At 55.2% G+C, this 15,434-nt stretch carries 15 protein-coding genes; 13 read left to right on the forward strand and 2 right to left on the reverse strand.

Features of this window, described 5'->3' with window-relative positions; all coding sequences use genetic code 11:
• Positions 1 to 249 precede the first annotated feature (249 nt).
• From N6G83_RS37495 to ubiA, 6 genes are all read left to right on the forward strand, one after another.
• Positions 250 to 1,224 carry a hypothetical protein gene (locus N6G83_RS37495; protein ID WP_248006601.1) on the forward strand — a complete coding sequence of 325 codons (975 nt, stop codon included), beginning with the start codon at positions 250 to 252 and terminating at the stop codon, positions 1,222 to 1,224.
• Positions 1,217 to 2,332, forward strand: coding sequence for a maltose/maltodextrin ABC transporter ATP-binding protein MalK (gene malK / locus N6G83_RS37500; RefSeq protein WP_024528016.1), 1,116 nt, complete (start codon positions 1,217 to 1,219; stop codon positions 2,330 to 2,332). The genes N6G83_RS37495 and malK overlap by 8 nt, the downstream gene beginning before the upstream one ends.
• A 29-nt stretch (positions 2,333 to 2,361) precedes the next feature.
• Positions 2,362 to 3,657, forward strand: coding sequence for a maltoporin (locus N6G83_RS37505; RefSeq protein ID WP_211134992.1), 1,296 nt, complete (start codon positions 2,362 to 2,364; stop codon positions 3,655 to 3,657).
• Positions 3,658 to 3,770: 113 nt separating this feature from the next.
• Entirely contained in the window at positions 3,771 to 4,673 is a 903-nt protein-coding gene (gene malM, locus N6G83_RS37510; protein ID WP_211134994.1) for a maltose operon protein MalM, read from the forward strand.
• Positions 4,674 to 4,974: 301 nt separating this feature from the next.
• Entirely contained in the window at positions 4,975 to 5,496 is a 522-nt protein-coding gene (ubiC, locus tag N6G83_RS37515; protein WP_024483987.1) for a chorismate lyase, read from the forward strand.
• A 17-nt stretch (positions 5,497 to 5,513) separates the two neighbouring features.
• Positions 5,514 to 6,380, forward strand: a complete 867-nt coding sequence (ubiA, locus tag N6G83_RS37520) for a 4-hydroxybenzoate octaprenyltransferase (RefSeq protein WP_024528013.1) — start codon at positions 5,514 to 5,516, stop codon at positions 6,378 to 6,380.
• A 69-nt stretch (positions 6,381 to 6,449) separates the two neighbouring features.
• Here the strand turns inward: ubiA and plsB are convergent, their stop codons facing one another.
• Positions 6,450 to 8,915: a glycerol-3-phosphate 1-O-acyltransferase PlsB gene (plsB, locus tag N6G83_RS37525; RefSeq protein ID WP_074031501.1), complete on the reverse strand. Its 2,466-nt coding sequence runs from the start codon at positions 8,913 to 8,915 to the stop codon at positions 6,450 to 6,452.
• 322 nt (positions 8,916 to 9,237) lie between these two features.
• Between plsB and N6G83_RS37530 the strand changes: the two genes are divergently transcribed.
• The 4 genes from N6G83_RS37530 (at position 9,238) to N6G83_RS37545 (ending at position 12,306) form a co-directional block, all read left to right on the forward strand.
• Entirely contained in the window at positions 9,238 to 9,606 is a 369-nt protein-coding gene (locus N6G83_RS37530; RefSeq protein ID WP_021180816.1) for a diacylglycerol kinase, read from the forward strand.
• A gap of 123 nt (positions 9,607 to 9,729) precedes the next feature.
• A complete protein-coding gene (gene lexA / locus N6G83_RS37535) occupies positions 9,730 to 10,338 on the forward strand; it encodes a transcriptional repressor LexA (protein ID WP_021180815.1) in 609 nt (202 codons plus the stop codon).
• 111 nt (positions 10,339 to 10,449) lie between these two features.
• On the forward strand, positions 10,450 to 11,790 hold the full coding sequence (gene dinF / locus N6G83_RS37540) for an MATE family efflux transporter DinF (protein ID WP_211135014.1): 1,341 nt from the start codon (positions 10,450 to 10,452) through the stop codon (positions 11,788 to 11,790).
• Between the two features lie 306 nt (positions 11,791 to 12,096).
• Positions 12,097 to 12,306, forward strand: a complete 210-nt coding sequence (locus N6G83_RS37545; RefSeq protein WP_024483982.1) for a CsbD family protein — start codon at positions 12,097 to 12,099, stop codon at positions 12,304 to 12,306.
• Between the two features lie 115 nt (positions 12,307 to 12,421).
• Here the strand turns inward: N6G83_RS37545 and zur are convergent, their stop codons facing one another.
• Complete coding sequence (gene zur / locus N6G83_RS37550) at positions 12,422 to 12,931, reverse strand: zinc uptake transcriptional repressor Zur (RefSeq protein WP_065684847.1); 510 nt, start codon at positions 12,929 to 12,931, stop codon at positions 12,422 to 12,424.
• 220 nt (positions 12,932 to 13,151) lie between these two features.
• On the opposite strand from zur, the gene N6G83_RS37555 reads away from it, so the two are divergent.
• From N6G83_RS37555 to pspG, 3 genes are all read left to right on the forward strand, one after another.
• Positions 13,152 to 13,724, forward strand: a complete 573-nt coding sequence (locus N6G83_RS37555; protein ID WP_024528009.1) for a sugar O-acetyltransferase — start codon at positions 13,152 to 13,154, stop codon at positions 13,722 to 13,724.
• A gap of 153 nt (positions 13,725 to 13,877) precedes the next feature.
• Positions 13,878 to 14,888 (forward strand): tRNA dihydrouridine(20/20a) synthase DusA, encoded by a 1,011-nt coding sequence (gene dusA / locus N6G83_RS37560; protein WP_024528008.1) that lies wholly within the window; start codon positions 13,878 to 13,880, stop codon positions 14,886 to 14,888.
• 158 nt (positions 14,889 to 15,046) lie between these two features.
• A complete protein-coding gene (gene pspG / locus N6G83_RS37565; RefSeq protein WP_024528007.1) occupies positions 15,047 to 15,265 on the forward strand; it encodes an envelope stress response protein PspG in 219 nt (72 codons plus the stop codon).
• The last annotated feature ends 169 nt before the right edge of the window (positions 15,266 to 15,434 follow it).

The following is a 15,434-nucleotide window of genomic DNA, read 5'->3' on the forward strand; positions in this document are numbered from 1 at the left end:
TGAGTAGTGTGATCCAGCTAGCAAACCGCCCTATTCTGTGGTGTCGGACACTAAAAGGCAGGGCTATTTTTGCAAGGAAGATCACAGATTTGCCTTATGCCGGGAACTTTCGCCGCGCATCGTCGTTCTCTCATCCTCCCATCTCCTCCCCCATGAAAAATCCTGTTACGGATGATTACCCCTCCTTGCCATTACCTCACTATTGGCAACATTGATTTTTACCGCCTAACGCTGCAGGAACCCTGACCTATGTCACCAGTGCGTACCGCTACTCACCCCACGTTGTACCGGATCCATCCGGTCAGTTTCCGCGATGGAAACGGCGATGGTGTGGGCGACGTACACGGCATGATGGCGGCGCTGCCCTATCTGAAAGCACTGGCGGTGGACGGGTTGTTATTGCCGCTGGCGCTATCACCTGAGGCTGGAGCGGAAGTGGCCGGGCACGGGCTGTCACTTTGGCACAGTGAAGGCACTCAGCGTATCTGCCGCAGTGCCGCTCCCGAACAGCACTATGCCCGCAGCGCGTTGGCGCTGGAAGTGGTGCCGTTTAGCTGCGAAAAGCTGGTGGAGGTATTACATACGCATCGTCACCAACTGGGCGAAAAAGTCTGGAGCACTGGCGAAATCGATCAGCCGCGGGTGGTCAGCCATTGGGGGCAAGGCGATCTGCGTTCTGCGCAGGCTTTCCTGACCCTGCTGGCATTGCTGCCCGCTCCTATCTGTTTGTATCAGTGCGAAGAATTGGGCTTGCCACACGCGGCGGATCTGCAAGAACCGCAGGGGGCACAAACCCCGATGCCTTGGCATGAAGCGCCAGAGCAGGTCACCGTAGGAGAGATCCACTGGTATCAACAGGTGGCGATAGAACACCGTGCGCTGGCCATCAGCCGCCAGCAACACGACCACCATTCAACCTTACGTTACTGCCAGGCCCTATTGGCCCTGCGTCAGCACCCGGTGATCCAATGTGGTGCTCTGAACCAGATCAGCCAGGAAAATGGCGTTATTCGCTTACTTATTACCCATCAGGATCAATGCCTTGAAGCGCTGATCAACCTACAGCCTTATACTCAGCCGGCCGCACCGGCTGAGGCGACCAAGCCTATGGCATGGCAGTACGGTGCGCAGCAAGAGGGTCATCAATGGGTCTTGGCGGGCTTCGGTTCCGCCATCTTCACACGAAATGTTAACTGCGAAAGCAGGGGAGTAACGCATGGCTAGCGTCACACTGCGCAGCGTTTATAAGGCCTTCGGCGAGGTCGTGATTTCCAAAGACGTCAATCTGACTATCGATGACGGCGAGTTTGTGGTGTTTGTCGGGCCATCCGGCTGCGGCAAATCAACGTTGCTGCGCATGATCGCCGGGCTGGAGGATATTACCTCTGGCGATCTGTTCATCGGCGAAAAACGGATGAATGAGGTGCCGCCTTCCGAGCGCGGTATCGGCATGGTGTTCCAGTCTTACGCGCTGTACCCACATCTGTCCGTGGCCGACAACATGTCATTTGGCCTGAAGCTGGCCGGGGCTAAAAAAGCGGAAATCAATCAGCGGGTTAATCAGGTGTCCGAAGTGCTGCAATTAGCGCATTTGCTGGACCGACGTCCAAAAGCCCTGTCCGGTGGGCAGCGTCAGCGTGTGGCGATTGGCCGTACGCTGGTGGCTGAACCCGATGTGTTCCTGCTGGACGAACCACTTTCCAACCTGGATGCCGCACTGCGGGTGCAGATGCGCATTGAGATCTCACGTCTGCACAAGCGGCTGCAGCGCACCATGATTTACGTCACTCACGACCAGGTCGAAGCGATGACGCTGGCCGACAAAATCGTGGTGCTGGACGCCGGGCGTGTGGCCCAGATCGGTAAGCCGCTGGAACTCTATCACTACCCGGCCAACCGCTTTGTCGCGGGCTTTATCGGCTCGCCGAAAATGAATTTCCTGCCGGTGAAAGTGACCGGAGTGGAAGCGCTGCGGGTACAGATCGAACTGCCGATGCCTAATCGTCAATTGGTATGGCTGCCGGTTGAAGGGCAGGGCATTGAGGTGGGGACCAACCTGTCGTTGGGTATCCGCCCAGAACATCTGTTACCGAGTTCCGAATCTGAAGTGACATTGATGGGTGAAGTACAGGTGGTGGAGCAGCTCGGCAACGAGACGCAAATCCATATCCAAATTCCGGCAATTCGTCAAAACCTGGTTTACCGCCAGAACGACGTGGTGCTGGTAGAAGAAGGTGCAACATTCGCCATCGGCCTGCCGCCACACCGCTGCCACCTGTTCCGTGAGGATGGGACGGCGTGTAAACGGCTGCATCAGGAACCGGGTGTTTAAAGCATCAAGGTCTGTATAACAGGAGAATAATGATGACTACTCTGCGCAAACTTCCTCTGACTCTGGCTGTCGCCGCCGGTGTCTTATCCTCATCAGCGATGGCGGTGGATTTCCACGGCTACGCACGTTCCGGTATCGGTTGGACCGGGAGCGGCGGTGAGCAACAGTGTTTCCAGACCACCGGTGCCAGCAGTAAGTACCGTCTGGGTAACGAATGTGAAACCTATGCGGAACTGAAACTGGGCCAGGAAGTGTGGAAAGAGGGCGACAAGAGCTTCTACTTCGACACCAACGTGGCCTATTCCGTGTCGCAACAGTCTGACTGGGAATCTACCAGCCCGGCCTTCCGTGAAGTTAACGTGCAGGGTAAAAACCTGATCGACGCGTTGCCAGGTGCCAACATGTGGGCCGGTAAGCGCTTCTATCAACGTCATGACGTTCATATGATCGACTTCTACTACTGGGACATTTCAGGTCCTGGTGCCGGTCTGGAAAATATCGATCTGGGCTTCGGCAAGCTGTCTGCTGCCGTGACTCGTAACACCGAATCTGGTGGTTCCTTAGGTTATATCGACAATGAACGTGATGAGCGTCCAACCGTCAACGATACCTACGATCTGCGTTTGGCTGGCCTTGAGCTGAACCCGGGCGGTACGTTGGAACTGGGTGTGGATTATGGCCGTGCAAACGCACAAGACCATTACCACCTGGCCGACGGGGCAAGCAAAGACGGTTGGATGTTTACTGCGGAGCATACCCAGAGCATCCTGGGCGGCTACAACAAGTTTGTGGTGCAGTACGCTACCGATTCCATGACTGCGCAGAACAACGGCCGTAGCCAAGGGGCTTCCATTGATGACAACGGCAAGATGATCCGCGTGCTGGATCACGGTGCCATCGACTTCAACGATGATTGGGCAATGATGTACGTTGCCATGTATCAGGACGTTAACCGCGATAATGACAACGGCACCACCTGGTACACCGTGGGCGTGCGCCCAATGTACAAATGGACGCCAATCATGAGCACCCTGATGGAAGTTGGCTACGACAACGTGAAGTCTCAACGTACTGGCGATCGTAACGGCCAATACAAAGTCACCCTGGCACAACAGTGGCAAGCGGGTAACAGCATCTGGTCACGTCCGGCGATCCGTGTCTTCGCGACCTACGCCAACTGGGATGAGAAGTGGGGCTACGCAAACAACGATTCCGGTGCGGGCTACAACGCAGGTACGGCTTATAACGATACCAGCATGCATACCTTCAGCCGTGGTAAAGACAGCGAAGTCACCTTCGGTGCCCAGATGGAAATCTGGTGGTAATACTGGCTTGACGGGAGGGCACCTGTACGCCCTCCCTCTTACCGTTTAACCGGCAGTAGTGCGCTTGCCTGCCCGCTGCCGGGATACACGCTCAAAGCGAGAGGGTAATAACAATGAAAAAAAATCTACTGTCACTCTGCCTGTCTCTGGCGTTGACCGTCGGCGCATCGCTGGCGACCTATGCCGATACCCCGGCCAATGTTTCCGTCGCTCCGGCCATCAGTGCCGCCACCCTGCAAAGTTTGCCTTGGCAGCCGCTGGTGCCGCCGGTTAGCCAGGATGTCCAACTCAATAACGTCAGCCCACAGATCAATCAGGGCCAGATCCAGGGGGCCGTTGCCGCATTTGCGCTGCCAGCCGATCGGGGATCGCTGGAAATCCAACTGAGCAGTCTGGCCAATAAAAACTCAATCTATGCCCCAAGCGTATTGGTGCTGGATGAACATATGCGCCCGGCGGCCTATTATCCGAGCAGCTATTTCGCTTACCAGCCACCGGGCGTGATGTCTGCCGATCGGCTGGAGGGCACGTTGAAACTGACTCCGGCGCTGGGGCAAAAACAGATTTATCTGTTGGTGTACACCACTCAGCAGGATCTGGCTAAAACCACCACCCTGACCAACCCAGCCAAAGCCTACGCCCAAGGGGTGGGTAACGCGGTACCGGACATCCCGGATCCGATCGCCAGCCACAGCACCAGCGGCACGTTGAAGCTGAAGGTGACGGCAGAACAAGGCGCCAGCAATATCATGATCGGCATGCTGCAATCGGCTCCGGCAACGCCACCGGTCGTAGTGGGGGCCACCGCTCCGGCAATTGCGGCTCCAGCACCGGTTGCTACCGCACCGGCAGAGCCGATGCTCAATGACACCGAGGCTTACTTCAATAACGGCATTAAACAGGCGGTCAAGGCGGGGGATATCGATAAAGCGCTGAAACTGATGAATGAGGCCGAAAAACTGGGTTCCACCACCGCTCGTGAAACGTTTATTGGCAGCGTGAAAGGCAAGGGGTAATCCCCCACGCTACTGATGCTGGCTTGATGATTGGTGCGCTTTGGCGCACCTTTTTTCATCTGCAAGTCACTTACATCCAGCAGGCGGGGGCTTTCTTGCTCAAGCTTGGCGCCAACAGCGCGAACTCCCTCGCGTTATGATATCTTCCACTACGGCAGCCTGCCGTTTTACCCCCTGATAATGGGGGGCGCGTTACGTCACGAATCTGCCTGCCGCTTTTGCATTTCTGCGTTACAATGGATTTCTGTTAACAGTTTGTATGGCTTGGCGCGGCACGCAGCCTCTGGCCTGGAGTAGCAAAATGTCTGGCAATAGGGATCCCATCCTGCCGCCTATTGAGTGGCTGTCTGAACATTCCTCAATACCTGCCGCCGTTAGCGATTGGCTGATGGAGTTAGGTTCCATGACCCGCCGTTTTGAGCGCCACTGTGGCCGCGTGCAGGTAGAACCTCAGCGTGAATGCTTCATCACTCGTGACCAGCTTGCCGAAGAGGCGGTTCATCTGCCACATAGCGAGCGCTATTGGCTGCGTGAGATCGTCTTACTGGGTGACGGCGAGCCTTGGCTGCTGGGGCGTACGGTGATCCCACAGGAAACACTGACCGGGCCGGATCTGGCGTTGGTCGATCTGGGGACGTTGCCACTGGGCCGTTATCTGTTCAGCAGTGAAAGCCTGACTCGTGATTATATCCATGTTGGCCAGCAGAAGGATCTGTGGGCGCGGCGTTCTCGTCTTCGTCTGGCGGGAAAACCATTATTACTGACGGAACTGTTTCTACCGGCCTCTCCACTGTATGCGGTGGAAAAGGGCACTCCGGCATAATTAGGGGAGAAAGAACTTTGGAAGGGAGCGTGATTCAAAGCAAATGGCAGGCCTATTGCCATCTGATGCGTATCGATAAGCCGATTGGCACGCTATTGTTGCTGTGGCCTACCTTGTGGGCATTGTGGTTGGCAGGGGGGGGAGTTCCCTCGCCGTCGGTATTGCTGGTGTTTGTGCTCGGCGTTTTCCTGATGCGTGCTGCGGGTTGCGTGGTAAATGACTATGCCGATCGCGCTTTCGATGGGCATGTGAAACGCACCGCTGGCCGCCCGATGCCGAGCGGCCGCGTCAGTGAAAAAGAGGCCAAGATCCTGTTTGTCTCGCTGGTGCTGGTTTCCTTTGCGCTGGTGTTGACGTTGAACGCCATGACCATCTGGCTGTCGCTGGCGGCTCTGGCGCTGGCCTGGGTTTACCCGTTTATGAAGCGGGTGACCAATCTGCCACAGGTGGTGCTGGGGGCGGCGTTTGGCTGGTCGATCCCGATGGCCTATGCTGCTGTCAGCGAGTCGCTGCCACTGAGCTGCTGGCTGCTGTTTCTGGCCAATATCTGCTGGACGGTGGCTTACGATACCTTGTATGCCATGGTCGATCGTGATGACGATTTGAAGATTGGTATCAAGTCCACCGCGGTGCTGTTTGGCCGCCATGACAAGCTGATCGTCGGGTTGTTGCAGTTTGCTACGCTGTTGCTGATGCTGTGGGTGGGTTATCTAGTGCAACTGGGAGGCGCGTTTTACTGGTCGCTGTTGTTGGCGGGAGCGCTGTTTATCCATCAGCAAAAGCAGGTGGCTGGCCGCGAGCGCGATGCCTGCTTCCGTGCCTTCCTGAATAACAACTACGTTGGTTTGGTGTTGTTCATCGGTATTGCGCTTAGCTACGTGTGATTTGCCCAATGCAGAAAGTAAAAAGGCATCCATTATCGGATGCCTTTTTCGTGGTAACCGACCAGCAGGTTACTCGTCTTCTTTTGCCACTTCCGCCGCTAGCGCTGGGGTATTGGTTTCTTCCGGCATGCTGACGCTTTCGATGGTCAGTTTGATTTCCGGGGTGATCAGATCGCTCAACATGGTGTAAACCTCCATGGTGTGCTCGCGGATCGCATCGCCAATATCATTGATAAAGCCTTCTTCACGCAGCGTCGCCACCAGGGTGGAGAACACCGCCTTATCGAAGAACTCCGGCGCGTTGATGCCGTGCAGCACCGACAAACGCTGGGCCATAATGCGGCTCTCTTTCTCCAGGGCACCCCGGTTGATACTTGGGTTGGCGCTGAGGATCGACATGGTGATGGCATAGCGTTGCAGGGTTTCACGAACCCCGGCGGCCAGCAGCTGTAACGGACGGATGCGCGCAGGATTCAGCACCAGTTCATCGCCTTTGCTACAAATCAGTTGCTGACGTATCAGCTCTTCGATCAGCGGTTGCAGCACTTCGGCTAGCTGTTCTTTGTCGTAGCGCAGGAACAGCTCTGCCTTCAGCATCGGATAGATCAGGCTGACCTGACGCAACAGCTCAACGCGCGACACGCGGCGGTGATGCATCACGATAGAGGCGATCAGCGAAGGCAGTACCAGCATATGATGGATATTGTTGCGATAGTATGTCATCAGCACCGCCTGCTCGCGCGGTAGAATGATGATGTCGCCGATGTTGTCCTTCTCCACTTCAAACTTGTTCATGTTTAAAGCGTGATCCAGCAACTGGTCTGGCGTTTGTGTTGGTACGGTGGCGTCCGGTGCATACGGCACGTTACGCATTAACTGTAAGTAGCATTCCAACTGCTCAAGCAACTGCTCACGGGTCAGCGAACGTTGGCGTGAGGCCAGCAGCGCGGTGGAACACAGGTTCATGGCGTTGGCGGCGGCAGCGTTGTTGATACGCACCATGATCTGAGCGGCCAGATCGTTGACCGCAGGCGTCAGCCAGCTTGGGCGCTGTGCTTCGATCGGGTCGATAGACTCACGCCAATGCGGGACGTTGTGGTTCAGGTACGTAGTCAACGGCAGCGGTTCGCCAAAGTTCACGTAACCCTGGCCGAGGTTGCGTAGCTTGCGCAAGCCGCGCACCATTTGCAGCAGGCTCTCTTTCTCTTTGGTCGCACCACGCAGCTCTTTGGCGTAAGTACCTACTTCCATCACGTGCTCGTAACCGATATAAATCGGCACCAGGGTGATCGGACGAGTGCCGCCGCGCAGCATAGCCTGAATGGTCATCGACAGGGTGCCGGTTTTCGGTTCCAGCAGGCGGCCGGTACGGGAGCGCCCGCCTTCAACAAAGTATTCTACCGAGTAACCACGGGTGAACAGTTCACCGAGGTATTCACGAAATACGGTTGAATAGAGTTTGTTGCCCTTGAAGGTGCGGCGGATAAAGAACGCGCCCAGGCGGCGGAATATCGGCCCGGCAGGCCAGAAGTTCAGGTTAATACCCGCTGCGATATGCGGTGGCACCAGCCCTTGATGGTAGAGCACGTAGGACAGCAGCAGATAGTCCATATGGCTGCGATGACACGGCACATAGACGATCTCGTGGCCATCCTGCGCCAACTGACGCACACGTTCGGCGTTGGTGACGTTGATGCCCTGATACAGGCGGTTCCAGGTCCAGCTCAACACGCGGTCGGACAGGCGCACCGTTTCATACGAGAAATCGGCAGCAATCTCTTCCATCAGCGCAATTGCGTTCTGCTGGGCCTTTTCGTGGGAGATTTTTTTGCTGCGCGCTTCGTCTTCGATCGCTTTTTCAATCGCCTTGGAGGACAGCAGCTTGTTGAACAGATCCTGACGGGCAGGCAGGCTTGGCCCAACGGCGGCCAGGCGCTGACGAGCGAAGTGCATGCGGGCGACACGGGCCAGTTTTTGCGCGATGGTTTTATCGGTGCCGTGCTCGGTTGCCATCCGGCGTAGTGACACGGTGTTGGAGAAACGGACAAAGCTGTCGCGCCCCAGCCACAGTACGGCGAAGAACTTCTGTACACCGTTCAGCAGGCGCAGGTGCGGCGTGCCGTGGCCTTCGCGCCCAGGGGAACGGCCAAACATCACCGATACCGGCAACATCTGAATATCGAGATCCGGGTTGCTGCGGTGCAGATCCAGATAATCGTGGAACAGTTTTACCGATTCTTCTTTGGGGGTGTAATAGCGGAATACGCGTGGGCCATCGTGGATAAACACGTAGCTTGGCAGCACGGTGCCATCGATTTCCAACGGGTTAAGGGGATCGGGCAGATCTTGCGCCAGACACTGGGTGCGCAAGGTGAGTAAATCCGCCTTGGAATTATAAGGTAAAACATACAAAATCGGTCGTGAGGGATCCAACCCTAACTCCGTGACCGGATCTGAAGGGATAACCTTACTTCTTACCAACATTTTTAGTGGTAAGTTCAATATCTTATAATAGATTTTACGCCAACCTGACATGACAACGTGAAGCCTCTTGTTAGCAATTCGCCGCAAGCATACCAGAAACCGGGTAGCAGATCTGTGGCGTTGGGAAATCCACGACCGTTCACGGCCATGGAAGTACATAGTTGAATTATACCTGATGGATATCAAATTGACCGCTCTAGCGCATTCATGCTCTCGCGGCATTGGTATGACATAGCTAGGTGATTAAGGTATTCCAACCTTGCTGTATACTGCGCTGCGATAAAAATGTGATTGGGCTGGCAAATCTGTCTGGAACGTTGCGGCTGGCAACATGCGGGTACATGATTCATCTTGGAGAAAGGCGTTCTTAACTATGGCAAATCAAGCAACTGGCCTGACGCGTATCATTAAAGCAGCAGGCTATTCCTATAAAGGTTTAACCGCCGCCTGGCAGAACGAAGCCGCCTTCCGCCAGGAACTGGTGGCGACGGTAGTGGCTATCATCGTGGCGGTTTGGCTGGACGTAGGGGCGATCGCGCGCATCTTGTTGATCGGCTCGGTGCTGTTGGTGATGATTGTCGAAATCCTCAACAGCGCGATTGAGGCCGTTGTCGATCGCGTGGGTACGGAATATCACGAGCTTTCCGGGCGGGCCAAAGATATGGGCTCGGCGGCGGTATCGCTGGCAATCATTCTGGCACTGTTCGTTTGGGCTTCGGTACTTTGGCAGCATTTGGCGTGAAAACCTGCGGGTATCGTTGCGATCCCGCTCGCTACCTGCTGATTTTTATTTATTCTTCGGTTCCCAATCCAGACTTAGCTGTATATACTCACAGCAAGACTGTATAAACAAACAGGGGGCGGAATGAAAGCACTAACTACCAGACAGCAAGAGGTCTACGACCTGATTCGCGATCATATTTCGCAAACGGGCATGCCACCGACGCGTGCCGAGATCGCAATGCGCCTGGGGTTCCGCTCACCAAATGCTGCAGAAGAGCACTTGAAGGCGCTGGCTCGCAAAGGCGTCATCGAGATCATCTCCGGCGCATCACGCGGTATCCGCCTGCTGATGGAAGATGAAGAGGGGTTACCTCTGGTGGGCCGTGTGGCTGCCGGTGAACCTCTGTTGGCTCAGCAGCACATTGAAGGGCACTATAAGGTGGATCCTTCTCTGTTCAAGCCTAATGCCGATTTCCTGCTGCGCGTTAGCGGCATGTCGATGCGCGATATCGGTATCCTGGATGGCGATCTGCTGGCGGTACATAAGACTCAAGACGTGCGCAACGGCCAGGTTGTCGTCGCCCGTATTGAAGACGAGGTCACGGTCAAGCGCCTGAAGAAACACGGTAACGTCGTCGAACTGCTGCCAGAAAACAGTGAATTCCAACCGATTGTGGTCGATCTGCGTCAGCAGAACTTCACCATCGAAGGCCTGGCGGTGGGTGTGATCCGCAACGGCGACTGGATCTAACCGCTTTACCACGTATTACAGCCCTTTAAAACGGCCAACCTCGCCCCAACTCTGGGGCGATGTCATTTCTAAGCTACGCTAAAATCCATGTTTGTACGGGAACATATCGCCATGCGCCTGCTTTCTGCCTTCACCAGTGACACCGACAAAGCTCTGTGGCGCCTGGCGTTGCCGATGATCTTCTCCAATATTACCGTGCCCCTGCTTGGCCTGGTGGATACCGCCGTTATCGGCCATCTCGATAGCCCTAGCTACCTTGGCGGGGTCGCGGTGGGGTCAATGGCCACCAGCTTCCTGTTTATGTTGTTGCTGTTCCTGCGTATGAGCACCACCGGGCTGACTGCGCAGGCGCTGGGGGCGCAAGATCCCTACCGGCTGGCTCGCGCCTTTATGCAGCCGTTATTGTTGGCGCTGGTGGCCGGGCTGGCAATTGTGCTGTTGCGAGCCCCATTGATCACCTTGGCGCTGAACATTGTGGGGGGCGATCGGGAAGTATTGGTACAGGCCAGGCTATTTTTGGAGATCCGCTGGCTCAGCGCTCCGGCGGCATTAGCCAATATGGTGCTGCTCGGCTGGTTGCTGGGAGTTCAGTACGTGCGGGCGCCGGTGATCTTGCTGATCGTCGGTAACCTGCTGAACATCGTGCTGGATATCTGGCTGGTGATGGGGCTGGGTTGGAACGTGCAGGGGGCCGCGGCTGCCACGGTGATTGCTGAATACGCCACGCTGTTGCTGGGCTTGTGGTTAGCATGGCGGGTACTGCGCATGCGGGGGATTTCGCTGGCGATGCTGCGTACCGCCTGGCGTGGGGATCTGCGCCGCCTGCTGGCACTTAACCGCGACATTATGCTGCGCTCGTTATTACTGCAACTGTGTTTCGCCTCGTTAACCATTCTGGGAGCCCGTATGGGCGGAGAAGTGGTGGCGGTGAATGCGGTGCTGATGAATTTACTGACCTTTACCGCCTACGCGCTGGATGGTTTTGCCTACGCGGTGGAAGCCCATTCCGGCCACGCCTATGGTGCGCGGGACGGGCGGCAACTGCATAAAGTATGGCGTGCAGCCTGTCGGCAGGCTTGCCTGGTTGCCTGTGGTTTTGCCGTTATTTATCTGTTTGCCGGGCAGCAGATCGTGGCGGGCTTAACCTCGCTGCCGGAATTGCGTGCGCTGGCAAATCATTATCTGCCTTGGCAAGTAGTGCTGCCCCTGGTGGGGGTTTGGTGCTACCTGCTGGATGGCATGTTTATCGGCGCCACCCGTGGCGCAGAAATGCGTAACAGCATGGCGGTAGCCGCAGTGGGCTACGGGCTGACGTTGTTCACCCTGCCGGTATTGGGCAACCACGGTTTATGGCTGGCTCTGGCGGTATTCCTGGCACTGCGCGGGGCGGCTTTGGGCTGGGTATGGCATCGTCATAGCGTGCAGGGCACCTGGTTTTCATCCCTCCATTAGCGATGGATAGGCCAGGCTCGTTGATGATATGGGATGATTTTTCACATTTAGTTACATGTGCTTGGGGCTGTTTTAGTTCGCTTGCTTACTGTTTTAATGGCGTTTTTTGCTATTAAGACTTTTCCTAACCCTATTTCATGCTGCTTTTCGAGCACTTTTCGTGATGGGTGACTATAGTTAATCACGTGGCTGGCGAATTAAGCCCGCGCTTAATTGGCAACGGACGCATTAGATAACCTTAAACTTGACTCAGTTAAGTCCAGCCAGATTTATCTAAAACTGACAACCAAGAGTAACGGAGAGATTATGAACAAAGATCAAGCCGACGGTAACTGGAAGCAGTTTAAAGGTAAAGTGAAGGAAAAATGGGGCAAGCTGACCGATGACGATATCACCGTGATCGAAGGGAAACGCGAACAGCTGGTCGGTAAAATCCAGGAACGCTATGGCTACCAGAAAGAGGCAGCCGAAAAAGAAGTCAAAGCCTGGGAAGAACACAGCAAGTATCGTTGGTAGCGCGATGAGCCGCTGAGTATTGCGGCGCTACGACACCATCCGGCCTGGCAGATTTCCCCCCTGCCACGGCCACGGGAACAAGGATGTACCCGCTCCCTCCTGCAATCCAATCCGCTTATTTTTTCTTTACCACAATGCTGTGGTCATGATCGCAATCGTGTTGGTTCTCACAATTTTCTACCACCACACAGCCAGAACACAGACCGTGGGCTTCCACTACGCTGTGGCGCAGCACAAATCCTGATTCTTGAGCCAGTTTCTGCAAGGTTTCTTCTACCCCTTCGGTAGTACGCTCCGTGACCTGTCCGCAGCGATCGCAGATAAACAGGGCAGAGGTATGCATAGGTTGTTCGAAGTGGTGGCACAGCACATAGCTGTTTGCCGATTCAACGCGGTGGATAAACCCCTGTTCCAGCAAGAAATCCAGTGCACGATAGACGGTAGGTGGTTTGGCCTGCGGCTCTGCCACACGCAGTAAATCCAGCAAATCGTAAGCGCTGATGGCGCCGGGTTGCTCAGCCATCAGGCGTAACACTTCCAGCCGTTGCGGGGTCAGTCGCACGTTGCGTTGCTGACAGAGTTGTTCAGCCTGCGCGAGCAGCTTTTCCTGGTTGGTTGAGTTCATGGCAAGTATCCGGCTATGCAAAGAAGCCGATTTTATCATGTTTCAACGCAATCGCCGAGGGTTGCCCCGCTTTCCCTGGATAACGCGGCTAATAGGGCGATTTTTCGCAGCAAGACTAGGCAGAATGAGATGCGGGTCACGGTTTGCCGCTTTATGTCATAGGTTCCACTCGGGCACGGCGGTATAACCCATATGGAGCCAAACCTTTCAGGAGCCTGGGATGTCAGAAAGAGAGAAATTGCTGCGCGGCGAGGTCTATAACAGTCGTGATGATGAGCTGATTGCCATGTACCATCGGGCGCGGAGCCTGACTAAACAGCTCGCAGCATTGGATTCACATCAGTCTGAAGAGAAACAGCGTCTGTTGCGTGAGCTGCTTGCGGCCTGGGGGGATGACAGCTGGATTGAATTACCGTTCTGGTGCGACTACGGGCAGCATATCAGCATTGGCAGGAACTGTTTTATCAACGTCAATGCGGTGTTTCTTGACTGCAACACCATCACCATTGGCGATAACACGCTGATTGGCCCGAACGTGCAAATCTACACGCCAAGCCACCCTCTCAAGGCCAGTGAGCGGTTTACCGGCAATGCTGATTTTCCGTTCCATACCTCAGCCAGGCCGGTGGTGATTGGCAGTAACGTCTGGATTGGCGGCAACGTAGTGATCCTGCCTGGAGTCACCATTGGTGATGGTACCACCATCGGCGCGGGCAGCGTGGTGACCGAGGATATTCCAGCTAACGTGTTGGCGCTTGGGCAGCCGTGCCGCGTGATCCGACAATTGGAATAGGGCTGTGTGAAAACGTTACCGCTCTGAGATCCTAATCAGGATGAACGACGATTTTCCCAAGAGCGTGGATTGTCGTTATAATAGCCGTTTGCGGCATCGGCACAGCGCGTCGGTTGTCGAGTCCCGGACTTATCAGGTAGCCAGTAACTCAGCATGACGAAAGATATTAACAACACCCAATACGCCGCCAATCGTTTCTCCATTGCTCCTATGTTGGACTGGACCGATCGCCATTGCCGTTACTTCCATCGTCTGCTGAGCAAGGAAACGCTGCTGTACACCGAAATGGTGACCACCGGTGCGATCATCCACGGTAAAGGTGACTATCTGGCATACAGCGAGGAAGAACACCCCGTGGCATTGCAGTTAGGGGGGAGCGATCCGGCAGCATTGGCGCACTGTGCCAAACTGGCGGAACAGCGTGGCTATGACGAGATCAACCTCAATGTCGGTTGCCCGTCGGATCGAGTACAGAACGGCATGTTTGGTGCTTGTCTGATGGGGCAGGCGACCTTGGTGGCCGACTGTATCAAGGCGATGCGCGACGTGGTGTCGATCCCGGTGACGGTAAAAACCCGTATTGGCATCGATGACCAGGACAGCTATGAGTTCCTGTGCGATTTTATCTCTACCGTTGCTGGGCGCGGGGAATGCGATATGTTCACCATTCATGCCCGTAAAGCCTGGCTTTCCGGCCTGAGCCCGAAAGAAAACCGCGAAGTCCCTCCGTTGGACTATCCGCGCGTTTATCAGTTGAAACGTGACTTCCCGGCGCTGACCATTGCGATCAACGGCGGCGTGAAAACGCTGGAAGAGGCCCAACAGCATCTGCAACATCTGGACGGTGTGATGATGGGGCGCGAGGCGTACCAAAATCCAGGCATTCTAGCGCGGGTAGACAGCGAGATTTTCGGCCGCCAGAGCGAGGTGATGGACAGCGTGGCGATTATCGAATCGCTGTATCCGTATATCGAGCGCGAGCTAGCGAACGGCACCTATCTGGGCCACATCACTCGCCATATTCTTGGCCTGTTCCAGGGGATCCCTGGCGCGCGGCAGTGGCGCCGTCATCTGAGTGAAAATGCCCATAAGCCAGGAGCTGATGTGCGCACCGTCGAACAGGCTTTGGCTCTGGTGCGTTCACCGCGTACTGAAATGGCATAATCGACAAAAAACTTGACTAAAAGTTGGTTTTTTTGACTAATAGCGTCACGAGGTGTGGCGCTATTTTTTCATCATTTCAATAAGTTATCATTAACTTCAAGTTGGCACGTTTCTTGTAAAGAACAAGATAGACCTATTGTTTTGCCAAGGAGCAACCCATGTTAGAACTCTTCTTTCTGATCGGCTTTGTCGCCATGCTGCTGGTAACCGGTATTTCATTGCTGGGCGTGATGGCTGCGTTATTTGTGGCCGCGGCTTTTATGCTGCTGGGCGGGCTGTTTGCCATGGTGTTTAAACTGCTGCCGTGGCTGATCCTGGCGGTGATTGGCGTGTGGATATACCGCTCGATGCAGAAACCACAGATACGGCGCTATTAATATTTTTTGCCGAAATATCAGTCAGTCACGCTGAAACTCACCCTGCAGATTGCTTGCCAGTGTGGTGGTGATCACAGCTTGATGTTTTAAATGTGAATACGGCACATTAAACATATTTTTTACTTATCGAGGCTGCTAGGATGACTCCCGCAGCAGTGATGCTAATCAT

This window comes from Serratia sp. PL7 (genome assembly GCF_945957435.1).